This window comes from Kineococcus sp. NBC_00420, from assembly GCF_036021035.1.
Taxonomy (GTDB): Bacteria; Actinomycetota; Actinomycetes; order Actinomycetales; family Kineococcaceae; genus Kineococcus.
This window is the reverse complement of sequence record NZ_CP107930.1, coordinates 213,734-234,974: the sequence shown is the minus strand read 5'-3', so window position 1 is coordinate 234,974 and position 21,241 is coordinate 213,734. Positions and strand designations below refer to the sequence as shown.

General features: G+C 68.0%; 21 protein-coding genes and 2 pseudogenes. 12 read left to right on the top strand and 11 right to left on the bottom strand.

Annotation, left to right across the window (positions count from 1 at the left end; all coding sequences use genetic code 11):
- Positions 1 to 375 precede the first annotated feature (375 nt).
- From OG218_RS01245 to OG218_RS01235, 3 genes are all read left to right on the top strand, one after another.
- Positions 376 to 1,035 carry a GAF and ANTAR domain-containing protein gene (locus OG218_RS01245; protein WP_328291388.1) on the top strand — a complete coding sequence of 220 codons (660 nt, stop codon included), beginning with the start codon at positions 376 to 378 and terminating at the stop codon, positions 1,033 to 1,035.
- Positions 1,036 to 1,498: 463 nt separating this feature from the next.
- On the top strand, positions 1,499 to 1,903 hold the full coding sequence (locus OG218_RS01240; RefSeq protein WP_328291387.1) for a transposase: 405 nt from the start codon (positions 1,499 to 1,501) through the stop codon (positions 1,901 to 1,903).
- Positions 1,903 to 2,916, top strand: coding sequence for an IS3 family transposase (locus OG218_RS01235; RefSeq protein WP_328296203.1), 1,014 nt, complete (start codon positions 1,903 to 1,905; stop codon positions 2,914 to 2,916). The genes OG218_RS01240 and OG218_RS01235 overlap by 1 nt, the downstream gene beginning before the upstream one ends.
- Positions 2,917 to 2,964: 48 nt before the next feature.
- On the opposite strand, the pseudogene OG218_RS01230 reads toward OG218_RS01235, so the two are convergent.
- The 3 genes and pseudogenes from OG218_RS01230 to OG218_RS01220 all read right to left on the bottom strand — a co-directional run bounded on the left by OG218_RS01230 (position 2,965) and on the right by OG218_RS01220 (position 6,106).
- Positions 2,965 to 4,214: pseudogene (locus OG218_RS01230) on the bottom strand (IS110 family transposase).
- A 459-nt stretch (positions 4,215 to 4,673) separates the two neighbouring features.
- Positions 4,674 to 5,120: a LuxR C-terminal-related transcriptional regulator gene (locus tag OG218_RS01225; protein ID WP_328291386.1), complete on the bottom strand. Its 447-nt coding sequence runs from the start codon at positions 5,118 to 5,120 to the stop codon at positions 4,674 to 4,676.
- A 416-nt stretch (positions 5,121 to 5,536) separates the two neighbouring features.
- A complete protein-coding gene (locus OG218_RS01220) occupies positions 5,537 to 6,106 on the bottom strand; it encodes a hypothetical protein (protein WP_328291385.1) in 570 nt (189 codons plus the stop codon).
- A gap of 360 nt (positions 6,107 to 6,466) precedes the next feature.
- Here OG218_RS01220 and OG218_RS01215 point away from each other — a divergent pair, with 360 nt between their 5' ends.
- Together OG218_RS01215 and OG218_RS01210 are read left to right on the top strand one after the other, a co-directional pair.
- Entirely contained in the window at positions 6,467 to 8,041 is a 1,575-nt protein-coding gene (locus tag OG218_RS01215) for a methyl-accepting chemotaxis protein (RefSeq protein WP_328291384.1), read from the top strand.
- Between the two features lie 72 nt (positions 8,042 to 8,113).
- Positions 8,114 to 8,485, top strand: coding sequence for a hypothetical protein (locus OG218_RS01210; RefSeq protein ID WP_328291383.1), 372 nt, complete (start codon positions 8,114 to 8,116; stop codon positions 8,483 to 8,485).
- A gap of 84 nt (positions 8,486 to 8,569) precedes the next feature.
- Here the strand turns inward: OG218_RS01210 and OG218_RS01205 are convergent, their stop codons facing one another.
- Together OG218_RS01205 and OG218_RS26490 are read right to left on the bottom strand one after the other, a co-directional pair.
- Positions 8,570 to 10,174, bottom strand: coding sequence for a putative bifunctional diguanylate cyclase/phosphodiesterase (locus OG218_RS01205; RefSeq protein WP_328291382.1), 1,605 nt, complete (start codon positions 10,172 to 10,174; stop codon positions 8,570 to 8,572).
- Between the two features lie 75 nt (positions 10,175 to 10,249).
- Positions 10,250 to 10,591 (bottom strand): annotated as a pseudogene (locus OG218_RS26490) (GAF domain-containing protein); the annotation flags it as partial.
- A gap of 754 nt (positions 10,592 to 11,345) precedes the next feature.
- On the opposite strand from OG218_RS26490, the gene OG218_RS01195 reads away from it, so the two are divergent.
- Complete coding sequence (locus OG218_RS01195) at positions 11,346 to 11,582, top strand: hypothetical protein (RefSeq protein WP_328291380.1); 237 nt, start codon at positions 11,346 to 11,348, stop codon at positions 11,580 to 11,582.
- 344 nt (positions 11,583 to 11,926) lie between these two features.
- Complete coding sequence (locus OG218_RS01190) at positions 11,927 to 12,232, top strand: DUF4193 domain-containing protein (protein WP_328291379.1); 306 nt, start codon at positions 11,927 to 11,929, stop codon at positions 12,230 to 12,232.
- A gap of 72 nt (positions 12,233 to 12,304) precedes the next feature.
- Here OG218_RS01190 and OG218_RS01185 read toward each other — a convergent pair whose 3' ends face one another.
- From OG218_RS01185 to OG218_RS01175, 3 genes are all read right to left on the bottom strand, one after another.
- Positions 12,305 to 12,556: a hypothetical protein gene (locus OG218_RS01185; protein ID WP_328291378.1), complete on the bottom strand. Its 252-nt coding sequence runs from the start codon at positions 12,554 to 12,556 to the stop codon at positions 12,305 to 12,307.
- Positions 12,490 to 13,686, bottom strand: coding sequence for an MFS transporter (locus tag OG218_RS01180; protein WP_328291377.1), 1,197 nt, complete (start codon positions 13,684 to 13,686; stop codon positions 12,490 to 12,492). The genes OG218_RS01185 and OG218_RS01180 overlap by 67 nt, the downstream gene beginning before the upstream one ends.
- A 111-nt stretch (positions 13,687 to 13,797) precedes the next feature.
- Positions 13,798 to 15,225, bottom strand: a complete 1,428-nt coding sequence (locus OG218_RS01175; RefSeq protein ID WP_328291376.1) for a serine hydrolase domain-containing protein — start codon at positions 15,223 to 15,225, stop codon at positions 13,798 to 13,800.
- A gap of 260 nt (positions 15,226 to 15,485) precedes the next feature.
- On the opposite strand from OG218_RS01175, the gene OG218_RS01170 reads away from it, so the two are divergent.
- The 4 genes from OG218_RS01170 to OG218_RS01155 all read left to right on the top strand — a co-directional run bounded on the left by OG218_RS01170 (position 15,486) and on the right by OG218_RS01155 (position 17,743).
- The gene (locus OG218_RS01170; protein WP_328291375.1) at positions 15,486 to 15,707 is read left to right on the top strand and encodes a hypothetical protein; all 222 of its coding nucleotides are present in this window, start codon (positions 15,486 to 15,488) and stop codon (positions 15,705 to 15,707) included.
- 211 nt (positions 15,708 to 15,918) lie between these two features.
- The gene (locus tag OG218_RS01165) at positions 15,919 to 16,245 is read left to right on the top strand and encodes a hypothetical protein (protein ID WP_328291374.1); all 327 of its coding nucleotides are present in this window, start codon (positions 15,919 to 15,921) and stop codon (positions 16,243 to 16,245) included.
- A gap of 457 nt (positions 16,246 to 16,702) precedes the next feature.
- Complete coding sequence (locus OG218_RS01160) at positions 16,703 to 17,143, top strand: ATP-binding protein (RefSeq protein WP_328291373.1); 441 nt, start codon at positions 16,703 to 16,705, stop codon at positions 17,141 to 17,143.
- Positions 17,144 to 17,311: 168 nt separating this feature from the next.
- A complete protein-coding gene (locus tag OG218_RS01155) occupies positions 17,312 to 17,743 on the top strand; it encodes a nuclear transport factor 2 family protein (protein ID WP_328291372.1) in 432 nt (143 codons plus the stop codon).
- Between the two features lie 82 nt (positions 17,744 to 17,825).
- Here OG218_RS01155 and OG218_RS01150 read toward each other — a convergent pair whose 3' ends face one another.
- On the bottom strand, positions 17,826 to 18,218 hold the full coding sequence (locus tag OG218_RS01150) for a VOC family protein (RefSeq protein WP_328291371.1): 393 nt from the start codon (positions 18,216 to 18,218) through the stop codon (positions 17,826 to 17,828).
- A gap of 197 nt (positions 18,219 to 18,415) precedes the next feature.
- On the opposite strand from OG218_RS01150, the gene OG218_RS01145 reads away from it, so the two are divergent.
- A complete protein-coding gene (locus tag OG218_RS01145; protein ID WP_328291370.1) occupies positions 18,416 to 18,820 on the top strand; it encodes a YunG family protein in 405 nt (134 codons plus the stop codon).
- A gap of 48 nt (positions 18,821 to 18,868) precedes the next feature.
- Here the strand turns inward: OG218_RS01145 and OG218_RS01140 are convergent, their stop codons facing one another.
- Together OG218_RS01140 and OG218_RS01135 are read right to left on the bottom strand one after the other, a co-directional pair.
- Positions 18,869 to 19,288 carry a VOC family protein gene (locus OG218_RS01140; RefSeq protein WP_442906342.1) on the bottom strand — a complete coding sequence of 140 codons (420 nt, stop codon included), beginning with the start codon at positions 19,286 to 19,288 and terminating at the stop codon, positions 18,869 to 18,871.
- Positions 19,289 to 19,743: 455 nt separating this feature from the next.
- The gene (locus OG218_RS01135; RefSeq protein WP_328291368.1) at positions 19,744 to 21,018 is read right to left on the bottom strand and encodes an IS256 family transposase; all 1,275 of its coding nucleotides are present in this window, start codon (positions 21,016 to 21,018) and stop codon (positions 19,744 to 19,746) included.
- Positions 21,019 to 21,241: the final 223 nt, after the last annotated feature.

Below are 21,241 nucleotides of genomic sequence, written 5' to 3'. Positions count from 1 at the left end.
GTGACGGCATCCGCGGGCTCCCCGCGCGTCTCCAACGGAGGCGCCGTTCACGGTGGTACGCCCTGCACCGCAGGCCGGCCTCGCCACCAGCTCGCGCTCCCGCTCCGGTCACCTCTCAGAGATGCTGCTGCTTGCCCCGCGTGTAGTTGATGACGACGTCGACCGGCTGGAAGTCGTGACGTCATGGCCCATCCCCTCGACCCCGAAGACCGCGTCGACTCTGACCGGACCAGCCCGGGTGACCTGTCTCAGCCCGGGGGCCTGGCATCCTCAGCCCAGCCATTCTCAGCACCATCACCATCGCAGCAGCAGCTGTCCGGTACCGGGCCTGACATCTCCGGTGAGCTGCTGCAGCTGGTCCTGAACACCCCCACGGTGGAGACCTACCTCGACGAACTGGTCCTGATCGTCCAGCGCGTCAGCCCCGTCATCGCCGGGGTCGGCATCACCCTGCGCCGTGACCACGAGATGCTGAGCGTGGCGGTCAGCAACCCCCTGGCCGGCGTCATGGACGAGGTGCAGTACAAGTTGGATCAGGGGCCCTGCCTGCAGGCTCTGAGCACCGGCGAAGTCGTCAGCATCGACGACGTGGCCACCGAGGAACGCTTCGGCAGCTACACCTCCCACGCCCTGGCCCACGGAGTGCTCAGCAGCCTGTCCGTGCCGCTGCTGGTCGCCGGCGCCTCCGTGGGGGCGCTGAACTCCTACTCCCGCGAAACTCACGCCTTCGGCGACACAGTGCGCGCAGAGCTCATCACGCTGGCCGCCCAAGCCCAGGTGTCCCTGGCTCTGACCCTGCGCGCCGCGCAGCAGAGCAGCATCGTGGACCAGCTGCACACCGCGATGCAGACCCGCAGCACCATCGACCAGGCGCTGGGGATCGTGATGACCCGCCAGCGCTGCACCGCCACGGAGGCCTTCGCGGTGCTGCGCAGCGTCAGCCAGTCCAGCAACCGCAAGATCGTCGACATCGCCACCGAGCTCATCACCACCTCCACCGGCAGCTCACCCCAGGCGGGACGGTTCGAGATGTAAGCGGTCCCTCACACCGATGGCAGCTCTGGTACCTGCCGCAGCTCCGCACGACACTGTCCTCGGCGGTGCACCTCGCCCGTCGCGGGTGGAAGCAGCGCAGGAAGAGGTCGGTCCGACGACCTACGACGCGGCAGCCGGCTCGCCGGTCACCCCCTGGACCTGGCGCTGGCCGTCGACCTCAGCGCTGCCCGACACGCCCGCAACGCATTGCAGGGCCGCTACCGCGCCTGGGGACTGAGCCCACGCGCGTGCGAGGCGGCGCTGCTGCTGGCCAGCGAGCTCATCACCAACGCCGTGGTCCATGCGAAGGGACCAGTGCACCTGAGCACCGACGTCACTGGCGACGTCTTGCGGTTGGCGGTCAACCCTCCCTGTCAGGCTGAGGTGAGACACGCAGTACCGATCCACTCACTGCCGTAGGGCGAGAAGCGAGACACCACCCGTGACCCTGACACTGTCTGACGTGGACAGCACAGACCGCCCCGACCCGACCGGCCCCGCCGAGCCCGGACCCCGCGCCGACCGAGCACGCCGGCGCACGTTCACCGCCGAGTACAAAACCCGGATCCTGGCCGAGTACGACGCCGCACCGCGCGGGGAACGCGGCAAGATCCTGCGCCGTGAAGGCCTCTACGACACCCACCTCATCGGCTGGCGCAAGACCGCCGCAGCCGGCGCGAACAACGCCCTACAACCCCGCAGACCCGACCCCAGGGACAAAGAGATCGCCGAACTGCGGGCCCGGGCCGAGAAGGCCGAAGCCGACCTGGACCGGACCCGGACGGCGTTGCAGATCGTGGGAAAAGCACAAGAGCTCTTGGAGAAACTCTCCGAGAGCACGGGCACGCCCAAGCCGCCTCAGCAGTGATCAATCCCGCCGTCGAGGCCCTCGCCGACGCCCTACCCGGGCGCCTGGGCGGGCTGCGCCGGGCGTGTCAGCTGCTGGGCCGGGCCCGCGCCTCGCACTACCGCGACGTTCACGGACCACGGCTTGGACCGGCCCGGCGGCGGCCCCGCCCAGCCAGCGCGTTGAGCCCGAACGAGGAGCAGGACGTCCTGGACCTGGTGGCCTCGAAGCGGTTCGTGGACAAGTCCGTCGCCCAGATGTGGGCGATGCTGCTCGACGAAGGAACCTACCTCTGCTCACAGTCCACCATCCACCGTCTGCTGCGGCGCAACGGGATCGCCGGCGACCGGCGCATCCACGCCACGCATTCGGCGAAGATGAAACCCGAGCTGGTCGCGGTGAAGGTCGGGCAGGTCTGGAGTTGGGACATCACCAAACTCCGCGGCCCCGCCCGCGGGGTCTACTACGAGTTGTATGTCGTCATCGACATCTACTCCCGCTTCGTCGTCGCCTGGCGGGTAGAGGCCCGTGAGGACTCCGACCTGGCCAAGGACATGATCGAGCAGGCGATGGGTCACCACGAGATCCCCGATGTCGTCCACGCCGACCGCGGGACGTCGATGACGTCGAAGCCGGTCGCGCAGCTCCTCGTCGATCTCGGTGTCACCCGGTCGCACTCGCGGCCGCGGGTGTCGAATGACAACCCCTACAGCGAGGCTCAGTTCAAGACGTTGAAGTACGCCCCGGCCTTCCCTGACCGCTTCGAGAGCCTCGAGCACGCGCGGGAGTTCTGCGAGGTGTTCTTCAGGCACTACAACTACGTGCACCGCCACTCTGGGATCGGGTTGCACACCCCGGCGTCGGTGCACTTCGGCACCGTCGGGCAGGTCCAGACCGCACGTCAGGCCACGTTGGACGCGGCCTACGCCGCGCATCTGGAGCGGTTCGGCGGCCGCCGACCGCACCCGCCCGCTCTGCCGGCGGCGGCGTGGATCAACGAACCAAGCCGGGAGGCTCAGATTCAGAGCGCGTGACGAGGCCGTGTCTCACGGAGCTTGACAGACATCCCATGCTGTTTGATGTCAAGCTGCTGCCGGGGCGGCGGCGTGTTCTGCGGGCTCGGGGCAGGCGGCGTGATGCGACCAGGCAGTTGCCTCGTCGTAGAGGGTTCCCGTCTTCAGACACCCGTGCAGGACGCCGACCAGGCGGTTGGCGAGCTGACGCAACGCGGCGTGATGGCCGACTCCACGACTGCGGAGCTGGTCGTAGTAGGACCGCGCGCCCGGTGAGGCGACCATCGCCGCGAAGGCCTGACGTCCGAGAGCGTCTACGAGCCGGTCGTTGTGGACGTAGCGGGCCACGACCACCTTCTTCTTGCCCGACTGGCGGGTGATCGGGCTGGTCCCGGCGTAGTTCTTGCGGGCGCGGGCATCGCCGTAGCGGACGGAGTCGTCACCGAACTCGGCAAGCACCCGGGCGCCGAGGACAAACCGAGACCGGGCTGACTGAGGTAGATCTCAGCGGCCGGGTGCTCACCAAAATGCGCCTGCACCTGCTCGGCCATCGCAACGATCTGCACCTGCAACGTGCTCAGGATCGCCACTTGGGCGCGGACCGTGGCGGCGTAGGCCGCGGTCACCGCAACGGATTGACCGAGGTGTTCGGTGCGCGACGCCGCACGAATCGCCTGCGTCTTGTCATCCACGTGGTGACGCCGGGCACGTTTGAGGGCAGCGGTGATCTGCGTGCTACTCAACCGCGCGGCAGCCGCCGGGTCAGGAGCCTTGCCGAGTAACTCCAACGCCTCGGCCCCGGCGAGATCAGGAAATGCTTGCAGGGCAGCAGGAAAGAAGTCCAGCAGCACCTGCCGCAGTCGTTGGACGTGGCGAGTGCGCTCCCAGATCAGCGTCTTGTGCGCCCGCGTGACCACCTTGATCGCTGCGGCCTGGTCGCTGTCCCCGGCGACTATGCGCAGTTGGTGGCCATCCGTGCGGACCATGTCAGCCAACGCGTGCGCATCACCGGCGTCACTCTTGGCACCGGAAACGCTGCCGCGTTCTCGATACCTCGCCGCCTGCAACGGGTTGATCGCGTACACGCGATACCCCGAAGCGATCAGTGCCTGCACCCACGGACCGCGGTCGGTCTCGATCCCCACCATGACCTGATCCGGATCGGCGTCAGGGCCGGCGTGTTGGGCCAGTATCGCGTGCAGTCGGGCGACCCCGGCGATGCCTTCCTCAAGTCTGGCCTTCGCCCGCCGGCGGCCGGTTTCATCCTGGATCTCCACGTCGTGGTGGTCCTCGGCCCAGTCGTCTCCGACGAACAACATGTCGTTCTCCTCTGCCCTCGACAGCGTCTCCTTCGAGCAGCCCGTGGGAGAGACCCAGCAACCTAATGATCAAGTGCTCACGCCAGGCGGCGGGCACGACATCCCATCAGCGATCACCTCTCCCAACCACCGGCGGGGCCACGGTCTGTCAATAGGACTTCCCTGAAGGGTGTCCTGGTTCCGTGAGTGCTCACCCACCGGCGGCTACCGGCACCGAGTCTGCCCCAAGGCCGACCCGGTAGCTCTCATTAGGTACCGATAGACGCAGGGCAACGGTGACGCTGGGGCGTTGCGTGCGGTGAGGAGCCCACCTCGGCAGCGTCCTCGGCGTAGTCCACCGCAGAGCGGCAGGTAGGCCCGCCGCCTACTGCCGGTCGCTCTCAAGGCCTCAAATGCAGTCGCCGAGACTCTCCCCTGCGTGACCGTTTGGCGGTCATTGCGACGGGAGTGGGTTTGAGCTCAGGTGACCACTTCACCCTCACGAGCCAGGGCCACCGCCGCTGCTGTCGAGGTCACGGCGTACTTGCGTCGTACGGCGACCAGGTGCTGAGTGACGGTATTGACGGCCAGGCCCAGGTGCGCGGCTGCGCTCGCACCGTGATGGCCGTCGGCGATGAGCTGTAGGACTCCTTGTTCTCGTGCGGTCAGCCGCACCGCTGCGGGAGTTGGGGTGACGTCACTTGAGAGAGCTGCAGCTTCGAGAGCGTTCAGGCGTGCTTCGGCGATCACGACGTAGCGGTTGCCGTCGCCGTCTTCGATGATGATCTTGCCGTGGTTTGCCAAGGCCGCCCATGGTGCCCAGGCGGGCTCGGAGCCGTGGTGCACCACGGATGGGGTGGGCTGCTCGCCGCTGGTGGGGGCAGACGCATCGGCGGGTGCGGGGCTGGGGACCAGCTGGAGCGTCATGGCAGCGGTATCGACACATCTGGTCTGCGCTTTAACAGCGACCGGTAGTAGACGGCGGGCCCACCTGCCTGCACGGCGGTGGACTCCTCGCCGGTGCCACCGCGCGGTGGACTCCTCGCCGGTGCCACCGCGCGGTGGACTCCTTGCCGGTGCCGCCGCGCGGTGGGCTCCTCGCCATGAGGAGCGTCCCAACCTGACCGCCGGCCCCCGCCTATTGCCGGTCGCTCTTAAGCCCAGCACCCGATCCTGCGGCCGGACCAGCCGTTCCCACCTGATCTCGGCTGTCCGCGGCTTTGCCGCCGCCTTTTGGTGTCACGCTGGATGAAGAAGCGTGATCCTGCTGGGACGCTCCAGCAGGATCACGTTTCTGCGGTCGGTGACGTTGAACAGCGCTGGGCGGTCAGGCGGTCGAGCGGTCAGGCCTTGGCATCGACGAGGAAACCCTCCCCCACGGTCTCGGCAGCGGAAGACTTCGTAATGCCCCTATCCTGCAGCATCTGCAGCAGGCTGGAGCCCCCCTGAAGTTCGGCGACCAGGTCATCGGAGTCGGTGCCGAGCAGGTCGGAGAGCTGGTCCAGCAGGTTCTGCTGGCGCTCGGTCACCGACCCGGTGAGGACACCGCTCTCGGAAGTCACCGAAGCGCCGAGGCCCTGACCGGCGGGCGGGGCGGGAGGCTGCGGACCGCCGGTCTGCGCGGCCATCTGCTCGAGCATCTGCGTCGGGTCGACCCCGCTCGGCGCGTCGGCCGGCATGCCCGCCTTGAGGGCCTTGATGAGGTCGTCGTGCGAGACGCCCTTCTCATCGGCAATGTCGTTCAGGCTCTTGCCAGAGGCGAGTTCGGTCTGCAGGTCTTCGACGCTGGAACCGAGCAGCGAGCTTACCGAGGCCAGCGGACCATCCTTGCCGTCGTTGGGCGGCGTGGGACGGGTCTGCTGCTGGGCGGCCCAGAGCGAGCTGGTGCTGGTGGCGTTGGAGATCGAGGTCATTACGGAAACCTTCCGAGGTGCGGTTGCATCCGCATGTGGATGCATTGACACTCCTTCGATCGGGTCGTCACCATCGCCAACTCAGCGACCTCGGGTGACTCTGGGGACCATCACAGCTGTTCACAGCTTCACGCGGCAGCGACTCCCGACCTGACCCCAGGTCTGTGGTTTTGCACCCCGCAGGCTGCGGCGACCGGCCTGTAGTGACCGGCCTGCAGCGACCGGCGGGTGGAGAGGAATCTGGCTTCTAGAAAATTTTCGCGGCAACTACTCAAGGCCGACGGGTCCCGCGTCGATTCTCGACGGGTCTGGTGCCCGCGGGGCGCTGCTGATGGTGGGGCGGTTGTCATGTTCTCTCGAGTGCGGGACTTGCGGGTCTCCTCGAAGTTGTTCGCCGGCTTCGGCATCGTCTCGCTGCTGCTGGTCGTCATCAGCGTCCTGGGCATCATCCGGCTGGGACAGGCGCAGGCGAACCTGGACAACCTGGCCACTTCCGGAATTGGGTCGGTGGACACCAGCGACAAGGTCCAGACCGCATTCGGCGTGGTCCGCCTCGACATCGCCAACGCCGGACTGGCACCGGATACGGCCGGTACCACCGCGGCGTTGAACCAGCTCAGCACCGACCAGACGGCCTTGGATGCGGCGTGGACGGCGTACCTGAGCACCAGCCCCGACAGCACCACCGCCCAACAAGACGCCTACACCACCGCGCTGGCCACCTACCGCACCGCTGTGCAGACACTGATCCCCCTAGCCCAGGCCAACGACCTGGACGGGTTCGTTGCTCAGCGCACCGCCACCGCGGTCCCGGCTGCGACGACGGTGCAGGAGGCCATCAGCAAGCTCACTTCGGTGGAGACCCAGGCCGCGACGACCATTGCCGCCGACGCCCGGACCGCCTACCACCAGGCCGTTGCTGTCCTCGCCGGGTGCGCCGGGACGGCGCTGCTACTGGCGATCTTGATCTCGACATTCATCGCCCGGTCGATTGCCCGCCCGCTGGCGAAGACCGTCACCGTGGTCGAGGGCCTGGCCCAGGGCCGGCTGGACCAGCGCATCGACCACGTCGGCAAGGACGAGGTCGGGCGCTTGGCCGCCGCGACCAACGCCTCCATGGACAGCCTGGCCGCGGTGATGCGGGAGGTCACCGACAACGCCACCACGCTGGCCGCCTCGAGTGAGGAGTTGACCGCGGTCGCCACCCAGCTCTCCTCGGGTGCGGAGGAGTCCGCGGCGCAGTCGCAGGTCGTCTCCGCCGCCACGGAGCAGATCAGCGCGAACATCGGCACCGTCGCCGCGGCGGGGGAGGAGATGACGGCGGCGATCAACGAGATCGCCACCTCCACCGCGGAGGCCTCCTCGACCGCGGCGACCGCGGTGGCCGCTGCCGGCGACGCCGGGACCACGATCGAGCGTCTCGGCGCGTCGAGTCGTGAGATCGGTGATGTGGTGAAGCTGATCACGACGATCGCGGAGCAGACGAACCTGCTCGCGTTGAACGCCACGATCGAGGCGGCCCGGGCGGGGGAGATGGGTAAGGGCTTCGCGGTGGTGGCGGGTGAGGTGAAGGAACTGGCGCAGCAGACCGCGCGGGCCACGGAGGTGATCGTGGCGAAGGTGAACGCCACCCAGGCGGATGCGTCCGCGGCGACGTCGGTGATCGCGGAGATCGCGGAGGTGATCTCGCGGATCGATGGGTTGCAGGCGACGATCGCGGCGGCGGTGGAGGAGCAGTCGGCGACGACGGCGGAGATGGTCCGCAACGTCACCGAGGTCTCGACGGGAAGTCAGGAGATTTCGGCGAACATCTCGGGGATCGCGGCGGCGGCGGTAGAGACCACGACGTCGGCGTCGCACACCGCAACCACGGCCGCGGATGTGTCGCGCAGTGCGGCGCAGCTGCAGACGCTGGTCAGTCGTTTCACCCTGTGAGGGGCACCTATGGCGAAGGTCCCTGTTAAGAGCTGCTGTCAGGAGCGGCAACGCTGCCAGTAGCCCCACCCTGTGAGGAAGAAGACGACGATGACTGAGGTGCCGGACAGTTTGCAGATGGTGATCGCGGCGGTGCGTGAAAGGGCTGCTGTAGTGGAGGCGGCAGCGCTTCGGATCGAACGGGTCGCGGCCACACCGACCGGGGATGAACACGCCGAGGATGGACATGCCGAAGCTGCTGCCGAGGATCGGGCGGTCGTCACCACTTGGCTAAGCGACGTCGCGCGCATCGCGGCGATCTCCTGCGATCAGCTGGACCCGCTCAGCAAAGAACTCGGCGCACGACTTGAAGCTCATACCACCAAACTTGAGGAACATCTCAACACCCCAGGATCGCAGCAACGCTCACCGAGCGGACCTTCCGTTGTGGATGGTCACCCATGAGGAAGGCAGCGCAGGCCGCAGCTGACGTGGTGCAGGTGTTCTCGCGCGCCTAACCCTTGCGGCGCCTGACCCTTGCGGCGGTGCTCAGGGCCGCGGGGTGGAGTGCAGCAAGGCGGTGACCTCCTCAGCGGGCATGGGATAGGCCAGGGCGTATCCCTGCAGCAGATGAACCCCGGCATCGGTGAGGTAGACGCGTTGGGCGGTGGTCTCGACACCTTCGGCGATGACGTCGACCCCGAGCTTCGCGGCGACGGTCAGGACAGCCTCGACCAGGCCGCGGGAACGGGGATCTGCGGGCAGGCCGGCGATGAAGGACTTGTCAATCTTGGCGTGGGTGACGGGGAGGACGAGCAGGCGGGACAGGGAAGAGTAGCCGGTGCCGAAGTCGTCAACGGCCAGCGGGTGACCTTGCTGTTGCAACTGCTCAAGCGTGTGGACCAGGAGCGGGTCAGCAAAGGCTTCTTCGAGGATTTCCAGGCCCAGGTCGGCAGGTGCGAGGTGGTGGGTCGCCAGGCTGGTAGTGATGACGGTCTGCAGGTGGGGGTTGGAGAGTTCCCGGGGGCTGATGTTGCAGAAGACGACCTCGGGTGCCTCTGCACCGAGTTCAGCGCGCCAGGTGGCGAGCTGGCGGCAGGCAGTGTCGATGACCCAGGCGCCAAGGTGGGTCAGGGCGCCGGTGGCCATGGCGGGGGCGAGGAACTGCTGGGCGGTGAGCAGTCCGTGCTGGGGGTGCTCCCAGCGCAGTAGCGCTTCAACGGAACTGATCCGGCCGCCGTGCCCGCCCGGGTCTGCCGTGTCGGTGTCGGGGCCGTTGTTGCCGTTGTTGCCGTTGTTGCCGTCAGGCCTATCGCGGCTGATGATGGGTTGGTAGTGCAGCAGCAGCTGGTGACGCGCGATGGCGTGGGCGACGTCGCGGCTGAGTTGGCGGGTGAAGGCGGTGGCAGCGTTGTCGTGGTGGTCGCGGCGGGCCACGGCGTCGCGGCCGTTCTCCTTCGCGACATACATGGCGGTGTCGGCATCACGCAGCAGATCCTGGGCGGTGATGGTTCCGATACTGGCTCCACTGATGGTTGCACCACCACCAGCAGCACCACCACCAGCAGCACCACCACCAGCAGCACCACCACCAGCAGCAGCACCGGCTGGAGCTGACAGCAGATCGGCCACCAGATCTGAGTCTGGGCCTGATGCGGGAGTGAGGTTGTCGGGGGGCATCACAGCAGGAAAGGTGACCACGCTGATGCCGATGCTGGCGGAGACGACGACGTCGATACCGTCCAGACGGATGGGTGGGCTCATGACGGCGCGCAGGCGGGACGTCACGGTCGCGATGATGGTCTCAAGGGTGGCGGGGTCGTGGGGGAGTCCCTCGCAGAGCAGGACGAATTCGTCACCGGCCAGGCGGGCGAGGGTGTCGCCGGTGCGCAGGGTCGCGCCCAGGCGTTGAGTGACTTCGATCAGGACGTGGTCGCCGGTCTGGTGGCCGAAGGTGTCGTTGATGGTCTTGAAGCGGTCCAGGTCGATGAACGCCAACGCGATGCTACCGCCGCGGCGGGTAGCGGCGGCCAGGGCGTGTTCGATGCGGTCGTAGAGCAGTCCCCGGTTGGGGAGGCCGGTGAGCTGGTCGTGCAGGGCGCGGTGGGCCATCTGCTCGTGGGCGGTGCGGGCTTGGTCACGGTCGTAGGCCATGACGAGGTAGGAGACGGCGACGTTGGCCAGCAGTTGGGCCCCGGCGAGGTCGTCGGCGGTCCAGGGGGTGGGTTGGTGGCGGTAGAGGTCCAAGCTGCCCCAGACCCGGCCCCGACTCAATAAGGGTAGGGCGATCACTGCCCGTAGGTGGGAGGTGAGGGCTTGGGGGGTGAACTGGGGCCAGCGGTCTTGTTCGTGGGTGAGGTCGGCGATGGCGATGGGTTCTTGACGGTCCATCGCCTCCCGGCAGGGGCCTTGTTGGAGGAGTTCCTGCAACTGTTCGGCTTTGAGGGTGAGGTGGTCGGCGTGGACGAAGCGGCCGCGGGCTCGTTGTCCGTCTTCGTCGCTGATTCCCATGACTCCGGCGCCGTCGACGCCGAGGGCGGTGGCGGCGTGTTCGGCGAGTTCGCGGAGCATGTCGTCGACGGCGAAGTCGGTGGTGGCGGCTTGGGCCAGGCCGGCGATGGCTTCTACGAGGGCGGTGTCGTTGCGCATGCAGATCTCCTTTGCAGCTGCCCTGAGACCCTCCTGACGCGGCGGGTGGCGTGAGCTACCCACTGGCGTCATCCGCGGCTGGTGAAGTCATCCCCAGTGATGCGCCCAACGGCATCATCTTCAGCGGCGTTGTCGGCGGGCTGTGGTGGTCACCGCAAGATTGAGCTGTTGGTGAGCCGGTATGACCTGGGGATGGACGTCAGCCGTTGGTGAGTGTCGTCAAAGGGGGCAGCTACCTCAGTGCGCCTCGGTGAGACGTCCACCGCGAACGGCGCCCGGTGCGAAACCAGCGCTCGACAAGCCCTCGGTACAACTGAGCCTACGTTGTAAACCCTCACCACGCGTTTTCAATGTCTCCCTCTCGCCAGGCTGCTCGTGAGCAGGGGTGTCTTCCGAGCGGTTGAGGCCCGAGCGATCCAGCGATACGGCACCAGGAGTGCGACACCGCGGTCCTTGCCCTGACCGAGCGCTCGTGCTTCTCGATAAGACTGAACGCTTGACCTCGTCCTGGTCAGCGGGATGACCGTGCGTTGACGTGCGCGCTGACCATCGTTGGCCGCTGCGTGAAGTGCGGCCGGGGGCTGGTTGTGCGCTATGGGGGACACGACCAGCCCTCACCCGCTCCGGGGGGACAGCGCAAGTAGTAGCTAGTCGATCTCACCCCGAGGCCTTGGGCATGCTGAAGTCGCTGAAGTCGCTGGCGCAAGCTTCGGATGAAGCGTGGGACGTGGGGAAGACGGCGCTGCAGATGAGGACGGTGCAGATGAGGACGGTGCAGATGCAGATGCAGATGCCGATGGCCGGGCGCATCCCCCCGCGCCCGGCCATCAACCCCCGATGCATCGAGGCAACCAGCTCGGGCGGGTCGGATGCATCCCCGAACGGGGCCAATCCGCTGACCTGCACGAGATGATCACTGCACTGGCCCACGACAAACAGGGCCAGACAGCGGGTCGAGTCGCCATCTCCGGCATCCCCCCGGTTGCGGTGGAAGCAGCGTCTCGACCGCCTATCGCCTCAGCCGTCACTTCTGTTACATCGCTTCCCTGCTTTGCGTGGTGGGAGTGAGGAGCGGTTGAGCGGTCAGCGCCCAGGCTGGCCTCAGCCCACCCCGGCGGTCCCCTTAGACAGGGGGATCGCCGCTGCGCGGCGTTCAACGCGTTCAAGTCGAGTGCCCTGGCCCCGCAGGCGCCATGATGCGCGGGCACCGAACACGGACAGAGCAAACGATGGTCAGAGCACGGAAGAGGTACCGAGATGGCGACCGACTACGACGCACCCCGCAAGAACAACGACGACGAGGAGGGCAACGAGTCCTTGGAGGAGCTGCAGCAGCACCGCGCGACCTCCACCGGATCCTCGCGCGTCGACGAGGACGAGAACGAAACGGCGGAGTCGTTTGAGTTGCCCGGCGCGGACCTGTCCGGGGAAGAGCTGATGGTGCGGGTGCTGCCGGCTCAGCTGGATGAGTTCACCTGCACCAGCTGTTTCCTGGTCGTGCACCGCAGTCAGCTGCACGCCACCAGCAGCGGCCCGCTGATCTGCGGTGACTGTGCAGCCTGAGCACAGCTCAACGGACACGCACCGCTTGGACGGCGGGATGACCGTGAAGTCGTCCTGGCGGTGCGGGGATCGTCACGGCTTCACTCGACCACCTCGAGCAGACGCCAGGTAGACGACGGTTCCCAACGCCAGCACCGCCGCGCCCACCCACGCCCACGCCGTCCCCGCCACCGCGTTCCCCGTCGCCCCCGTGACCGCCAAGGAGAGTCCCACCAGCCCCGCGACCCCCACCGCGGTACCCAACTGCGCGGCGGTGTTCACCACCCCCGCCGCGGTTCCGACCAGCTCGGGCGGGACGTCGGTGCCGATGGAGGTTGCCGCCACGAAGCCACCCCCAGACCCACCCCGGTGATGCTGACCCCGGCCACCACACCCCACCAGGTGCCCGCAGTCACCGCCAGGACCACACACCCGACGCCGATGCCTGCGAGTCCGGCCAGGGCCCGCCGCTGCACGCTCAGCGACCGTGCCAGGGTCTTCGTCGAAGCTGATCCGGCCACCACGGCCAGGCTGAAGGGCACCAGCAGCAACCCCGCCACCAGAGCGCTGGCGCCCAGGTGCTGCTGGAGCAGGAACGTGGCCAGCACCCCCACCGCGCTGGTGGTGGCGGTGTTCACCCCCGAGACCAGCGACCCGATCCGCAGGCTCGGCAGCCGCAGCGTCGGCGCTGGGACCAGGGGCTCGGTACTGCGCTGCTGCTGCTCCATGAAGACCCCCGCGACCAGCACACCGGCACCGAGGAGCAGCAGGGCGCCACGGCGGGTGCTGGCCTGTTCCAGCAGGGAAGCGGCGCCCACGATGGCGCTGACCGCGACCAGCAGCAGGACCGCGCCGGTCGCGTTGATCCGCGGGCGTGCACCTGCTCTGGTCGTTGAGTCCGAAGGAGCGGGGGACGTCGTGGTGGGAGCAGGGTGGACCTGGAACCGCACAGCCACTAGTAGAGCTACAGCGATGGGCACGTTGATCCAGAACACTGATCGCCACCCAGCAGCCTGGGTCAGCAGCCCACCGACGAGGTAACCGCTGGCCCCGGCCGCAGCCCCGCACGCACTCCACGCCGCCAAAGCGCTGTCCGTGAACCCACCGGCCCGGCTGGTGGTGATGAGCAGGTGCAGGGCCGCTGGGACACACACCGCGGCCGCCGCCCCCTGCCCGGCGCGGGCGGCGGCGACCAGCCACAGGTTGGGGGCCAAGGACCCGGCCAAGGACGCGGCGGCGAAGGCGAGGACGGCGCCCTGCAGGATGCGGTGGTGGCCGTAGCGGTCCCCGAGGCGGGCGCCGGCGATGAGCAGGCCCCCGAACGCGCACGCGTAGGCGGTGGCGGTCACTGTCGTCGCTGCCGGTGTCCCGCCCAGGGCAGTGGTGATGACCGGTAGGGCGGTCAGGGCGCTGGTCACCCCTAGGACGTCGACGAACTGCACCAGGCACAGGACCACGACCGGTATCCACCGCATTCGGCGCACCGTATCCAGCGCTACCGACACCACGTCGCGGGTTCACCGGAACGCGAGATGACCGTGACATCGCTGCCGTGTGGTCGTCACGGCAGCCACGGCGGTGGGGAGTTACCGGTCGACCCTGAGGGCCGCTCGTTCAGTGGCCAGGAGGTGGAAGCCACCGTCGGAATCTGCGTCGAGGAAGGTGATGGTGCGGGTGGCCTGACCCCGGTCGTCGATCACGGCGAAGGTGTCCTGGGCCAGGCGACGGATCTCGTTGCGCTCGACTGAGGGGGTGAACCCAGCCGCGTCGCTCATCGCCGCGGCCTCGTGGCAAGGGTGGCTGGTCATCCAGAGCCGGCCCTCGACGTCGTCCGTGACCTCGAAGCAGGACTGCCGCGTGGAGTAGCGCCCGAGGAACGGCTCGGTGTCCAGGACGCGGATGCCGGCTTCGGGAGTGCGGAGGGGCGAGGCGGGTGCTACGTGGGCGAGGTCGGCGAAGAGCGGGTCCAGCAGCCGGCGGGCCAGTCGTGCGCCGTCGTCGGAGTTGGTGAGCACGACCGCGGCCAGGTCCTGGTCGGGGGCGATGGCGAGCAGGGCCGCTACCCCGGGCATACCGCCGCCGTGCTCAGCGAGCCCGGGGCGGGGCAGGCGCCAGCCCAGTCCTTGGAAGGAAGGTGTTGGGACGGCCGGGCGGTGCTGCAGCTGGGGTTGGAGCATGAGGGTGGCCGCCTCGGAGGAAAGGAGTCGGGCGCCGTCGGGGGCCGATCCACGGGCCGATCCGCGGGCCGCTCCGCGGGTCAGGAAGAGGCGCCCCAGGCTGAGCAGCCCGCGGGCGGACATAGCGAGCTGGTTGCCCGCGGCCGGGTTCGAGGGGGGTGTGAGCGACCATTGCCGGGTGGGACGCAGCGGGGTGGAGGGGGTGGGCCGCACATGTCCGATGGCGGTGTTGAAGGCCAGGGCCTGCTCGGCGCTGAAGGCGAGTTCTTCGATGCCGAGGGGGTCGCTGAGGTGGTGCCGCAGGGCCTGTTCGTAGGGGGCACCGCGCAGGACCTCGACGAGGCGTCCCAGGGTGCCGAACCCGGCGTTGCAGTAGGAGAAGTACCGTCCAGGTGCGCTGTACTGACGGGCTTTGCTGACCAGGTCGGCGACGAAGCGCTCCAGCGCGTCAGGGCCGGCCGTGGTGGGTTGCCACAGGTCGCCCTCGAAGCCTGCGGTGTGGGTCAGCAGGTGTCGGACGGTGATCCTTGCGCTGGCCTGCGCGTCGGCGGTGTGGAACTGGGGCAGGTAGGTCTGCACGGGCGCGTCGAGCTCCACCAGGCCCTCGTCGATGAGTTGCATCACCAGGGTGGCGGTGAAGATCTTGGTGATGGACTGGATCTGGAACAGGGCGTCGGGGGTGACTACGACGCCGGTGCGGGTGTTGACCACTCCCGACGTCGCCTCGACCACGTGGGGTCCGCAGGCGAGAGCGACGGAGACGCCGGGGACGTGCATCTCGGTGGTCAGCCGGTGCAGGTCGCTCTGGAGTCGTTGGTGCAGCTCGTCGTGGGTCATGGATGCATCTTCACGGCAACGTCGCGACTTCCCGCAAATCGGCAAGAGCGCGGTCGCCAGCTACCGGCGACCGCGCGCACCGCGGGATGACCAGTAGATCGCGGTAGCGGCAAGCTCAAGGCGGCACCATCTATCGTCGCGACCGACGTGACCTGGACTGATCCCCCCACCGGCTGGCCGAAGTGAGTGCGGGGGATGCATAGCAGCAGCACAGTGGTTCGGGGCTAAACGACGCGTGGTCCGCACCCGATGTGACGACCATGACCATCACGCGCAGCGCCACGTCCACCGGAAGCAACCAGGCTCTGACCGCCGCACAGCAGAAGCTGCAGACCGATCAGCAGAAGCTTGCTCAGGACACCGCGGCCAAGGCCTCGGCCGCTGTGCTGGCTGCGGACCAGAAGGCCATCGCCGCCGCCCAGAAGGCTGTGACAGCAGCTCAGGCTGCGGCCGCAAAGGGTGGCGTCGACACCTACCTTTGAGCTGAGGACCTTGCCGGGCCGTGATTGCACGCTGAGGGCGTCATGACCGCGTGGTCTTCCCGGGGTGGGATGCAGCTGGTCGACCTGCGCACACGGTGGTCAGTGGCCATCAGGTGACTCAGGTGTCCCGTTCAGCGGCTTCCTCGGCGAGGTGTCGATCAGCCGTTGCGCGCTGCCGAGTCCTGCGGCTGGCGTCTCGATCGGTGGAGGCGTGGCGGCGGTCATCACGGGCCTCGAGGCGGTCCCCCAGGGCTCCATCTCGCGCGACCGCGGCGTGGTAGCGGTCGACGGCAGCTGGGCCATCACTAGCGCCGGCCGCGGTTTCTGCGGCCACGGCTGCACGGTCACGTTGGTCGGCCGCCTCATCACGCTCACTGGCTCTGACGTCGCGGTCATCGGCCAACGCGTCCCAGGCGTCGGCGGCGGCATCGCGGCGGTCGGCGAGCTCGTCGCGCTGCTCCGCGACCTCACGCAGCCGGCGGGGATCACCCAGTGCCTGCTGCTCCGCGTGGTCGAGCTTCTGCTCTTCAGCACGTAGGTCGATGTCGACTGCGAGGAGGTCCTCGCCTCGGCTGCTCGCAGCGGCCGTGCCTGAGATCATCTAGACAATCTAGGGCCCGACTCGGTGAGTCGTTGAATGCTTCCACGGTCGCGGACTGGCGCAGTGGGCGTCACGAGCGTCGCCGACCGCCGACCGCCGACCACTGGCACACGCAGCTGGCACACGCAGCTGGCACACGCAGCTGGCACACGCAGCTGGCACACGCAGCTGGCACACGCAGCTGGCACACGCAGCTGGCACAGGGCGATCTCGACATCCGGGCGACCTCAGACCCGCGGGTGCAGGTGAGAGGGCAGGTCAGTTGAGCTTCCTCTGACCCGGTCCACGCGTGTGGCGGCACTTTGCACATCGCGGGGTGGTGCGCCGGGGTCTGACGGTGTCGTGATGGAGATCTCACCGGGCGGAGCTTCAGCGTCACCTCGACGATGAACGCGTGTGCACCATCACCCCGCCCTCACAGGTGACCCTGCCCGCCGAGCTGGCCTCTGGACGGCTGGCTCGGATGTTCATCGACGAGCGGTGGTGCACCACCCACGACAGCGTCGAGCGCGAGCGGGTGCATCTGCTGGTGACCGAGCTGGTCACCAACGCGGTGCGTCACGGCGGGCCGCCGATCACGCTCAGGATCGAATGCGTCGATCCCCTCAGCGTCTTGGTCTCGGTCAGCGACGGCAGTGATGACCTGCCTCGTCCGTGTGAGGTTGAGCCCGAAGCGGTGGGTGGTCGTGGGGTGCATCTGGTGGACCTGCTCAGTGCTGAGTGGGGGGTAAAGCACCACCACATCGACGGCCGGCATGCCGACACCGCCACCGACACCGACACCGATCACGCAGCTGGTGAAGGTAAGACGGTGTGGTGTCGGCTGGTGGCGTGAGGATCCACCACCGTTCATGCCGAGCCGGCCGCCGAGAACGCGACATGCTCTGGTTCCCGCGCTCCGCGGGATGACCGTGCGCTTCGCGCGCACCACGGGATGACGTGAAGTCCGCGGATACCGCGGCAGACGTCTACCGGCCTGATTTCGCGTTGATCAGGCGAGACCGTGGCGGTGCAGGCCTGGCTGGAGGATCAGGATGTGGACGCCAACAGAGACCCTCCAGACGTCGAGCACGTAGCGCGCTGCTTCGTGGCAGCCATCGACACCCAGGATTGGCATGCTCTGGCGGGGCTACTGAGTCCGACGTTCTCCGCCAGCTACGTGCACACCGGTGAGACCTTCACCCGTGAGTCTTTCGTCGCGGCCAATCGTGACTACCCCGGTGCTCAGCGCTTCCTCCTGGAGGAGGTCGTCGTCTCGCAGACGCAGGCAGTGTTGCGAGCCCGCGTGAGCCCAGCGTCGGGCACCGGTGACACCTACTACGTGGCCTCGTTCGCCACTCTCCAAGATGGCCAGATCGAGAGGTCGGTGGAGGTCTGGACCGACGTCATCGCCACGATGCCGCCACCGCATCGAACAGCAGTACCCCTGGCCTGACGTAGCGCCCCGCGGGATGACCGCGATCTTCATCTACGCGAACGAGTACCCAGGGCTTTGAACGTTCTGCACCTTCGTCGGGCTACTGCTGCGAGATTCCCGCGTCGTCTGCACCCGTCGTCAGCACGCAGAACTCGTTCCCTTCGGGGTCGGCGAGCACCGCCCAGCCCTCGTCGCCGCGGCGCAGGTCATCCACCAACGTTGCACCGAGCCCGAGCAGTCGCTCGACCTCCTCGTCCCGGTTCCGGTCGACTGGGCGCAGGCAGATGTGCATGCGGTTCTTGACCGTCTTGGCCTCCGGCACCCGAAGGAAGATCAGTGCCCGTCCGCCGGGGCCCTGCAGCTCCGCTTCGTCCCCGTCGTCCTCGGTGTCGTCGTCGACAGGGTGGAAGTCGTCCAGCACCTGAGCCCACCAGGCCACCTGTGCGCGAGGGTCATGAGCATCGATGCAGAAGTTGGAGGTCCGCGAAGCCATGCCTCACTGTGCCATGACCCGCGATCTTGGACCCTCAGTACGAGCGCGCTCTTACGAAGACGCACGCACGTCGTCAGATCCGGTGCCGTCAACCCCGGGGCGACCACGCACAACACGGGATGACCGGAAGATCGTCCGTGCGGTCACGCGCAGGCTGGGAGACATGGCGATCATCCCCGTGCGGCAGCATGCCCTGGATGACGACGTTGACGCTGAGTGCGATCGAAGCCGCAGCGCGGGCGTCGTGGGGACCCGACACCTCCTTCGCCTCAGCTGAATACATGGCCCGCGGCAGCGGGCAGCCCTCGCGAGGTCAGTGCGGAACGACCGCTCTGGTTCTGCAGGGACTGCTGGGTGGCGACCTGATGATCGCCGACGTTGAGTACGAGGGCCGGGTGGAGGGCGTGCACTACTGGAACGTGACCGCTGGCGGGGTCGAGCTCGACCTGACACGAGACCAGTTCACCGACACGGAGTCGCTGATCAACGTGCGCCGCGTCGCTGTGGGGCGGAACCCCGGAGGGCTTGGCGAGCAGCCGTTCCAGCTGCTGCTGGAGAGAGTTACTGCCGCTCTCCAGGTCGAAGCATCTGCATCCTCCTGATCTCGCGCAGACCAGCAGACACCCGCTTGGCGGCATGACGTGAAGCCGTCAGCCCAGAGCTCCTCGCTCCTCGGCTACGAGTTCCACCTCGAAACCGGCGTCGTCTTCGAGGAAGGCGGCGTAGTGCTGGGGCCCACCGGCATGAGGGTGCAGGTCAGCGAACAGCAGGCGCCACCCGTGCTGGGGTGCCTCGCTGGTGAGGGTGTCGACGTCTGCTCGGTTGCCGGCCCACAGGGCGAGGTGGTTCATGCCGCTGCGCAACCGGTCGCTGCGGCCGCGGGCGTGGTCGGCTCCGGACTCGAGCACGACGTAGGCCTGGCCGAAGGTCCAGGTGCAGCCGGTGGACCAGGTGTCGGTGCAGGTGTAGCCGAGGCGCTGCAGCAGCCAGGGCCAGGGGCCGTCGGCGGTGCTGGCGTCGTCTCTCCACAGCTCCAGGTGGTGCAGGTGTCCTCGTTTCACGGCGGCCATCCTCGCGCTGGCAGCGCACCATCCTGGGCGAGGTCTGCGCTTGTCACGTCCATCAGCAGCCGTCCGCGGATGGCGAGGCTGCCCAGAGGGGCTGGTCGTGCGCTGTGGGGGGACACGACCAGCCCGTCACCCGCTCCGGGGGGACAGCGCGGGCAGGAGGTAGTGGACCCCACCTCGTGTCCGCAGGCGCGTTGAAGTCGGCACTGGAGTCGACGCTGCAGTCTTAGAGCGACCGGCAATAGGCGGAGAACGGCGGTGACGCTGGGGCGCTCCGCACGGCGAGGAGCCCCACTAGGGCAGCGCCGTCGAGTAGTCACCGCAGGGCACAAGCAGGTGGGTCCCGCTACCTACTGCCGGTCGCTCTTAGGGCCGTCGCTTGCGGCGCCGGCGAGGGGCCACGATGACGTCCCCGGGAGTGGTGTAACTCGTCGCGCGTGAAGCGCTGCGGTTTCGGACTATGCCGTGAGCGCGGTGCCCGTGTCGAGTGCGGCGCTCGTGTCGGTTCCCGAGTCGCCGTTCAGAACCGGCAAGACGGTCGGTTCCGGCGGTGTCAGCAACGCCATCGAGGACTCCGAGAGGTAACGCCGTTCCCCGGACTGCCACTCATCGTGGGCCTCGATCAGCACGCAGCCGGCCAGGCGGAGCAGGGCCTTGGCGTTGGGGAAGATACCGACCACGTCGGTGCGGCGCTTGACCTCCCGGTTCAACCGTTCGAGCGGATTCGTGCTCCAGATCTTCTTCCAGTGCGCCTCGGGGAACACCGCGAACGCCGTCACATCAGCACCAGCCTCGTCGAGCATCTCCGCGACGGCAGGGAACTTGCCCCGCAGGCTGTCGGCGACGACCCGGACCTGCTCGCTCACGGCCGCGGCGGAGGGCTGCACGAAGATCGTCCGGACCATCGCTGCGACCGCATCGGAGGAGCCCTTGTTGACGCGGGACAGAAGGTTGCGCATGAAGTGAACTCGGCACCTCTGCCACGCCGCGCCGGCCATGCTCTGCTCGATCGCCGACACCAGACCGCGGTGCTGATCGGAGATGACCAGCTGGACCCCGTGCAGGCCCCGGTCGCGAAGCGAGGCCAGGAACTCCTTCCAGAACACCAACGTCTCCGCATCACCCACGTTGCAGCCCAACACTTCCCGATGCCCATCCGCGGTGACACCGGTCGCGATGACCACAGCCTGAGACACCACCCGGCCCCGGATGCGGGCCTTGCAGTACGTCGCGTCCAGGAACACGTACGGCGTCGCCTGGGCGTCCAGTGGGCGGGTCCGGAACGCCTCGACCTCGGTGTCCAGGTCGGCGCAGATCCGGGAGACCTCACTCTTGGAGATGCCCGACTCCACCCCGAGTGCTTCGACGAGGTCGTCGACCTTCCTCGTGGAGACGCCGTGGACGTAGGCCTCCATGACGACGGCGTGCAGCGCCCGGTCGATGCGCCGGCGCGGGGCGAGCAGGGTCGGGAAGAAGGACCCGGTGCGGGTCTTGGGGATCTTGACGTGGACGTCGCCGGCGGTGGTGGCCACCAGGCGGTCGCGGCCGCCGTTGCGTTGGGTGGTGCGGGCCGGGGAGCGTTCGTGGAGGCCGGCGCCGATGTGGTGCTCGGCTTCGGCCTCGATGAGGGCTTGGAGGGCTCCTTGCAGGATCCGGCGCATGAGGGTGCCGTCCTCGGCGGTGGTGAGTGCGTCGGCGAGGTCGGAGAGGGCAGACTGAGCCTCGAGGGCCATCGCGGTGATCTCCTTCTACGAGTTCCTTGGCGGGTACTCGCAGAGCTTCACGCGGTGGCCCTCACCTACCTCCCGGGACACGCCGTGTCCGGTCAGCCAGCGGAGGCCGAGTTACACCACTCCAGGGGACTCACCCGGGGCCACAGGCGGAGTCGGAGGTGGAGATGACGATGGCCGGGCGCGTCCCCCCACGCCCGGCCATCAACCCCCCGGTGCGCCTAGG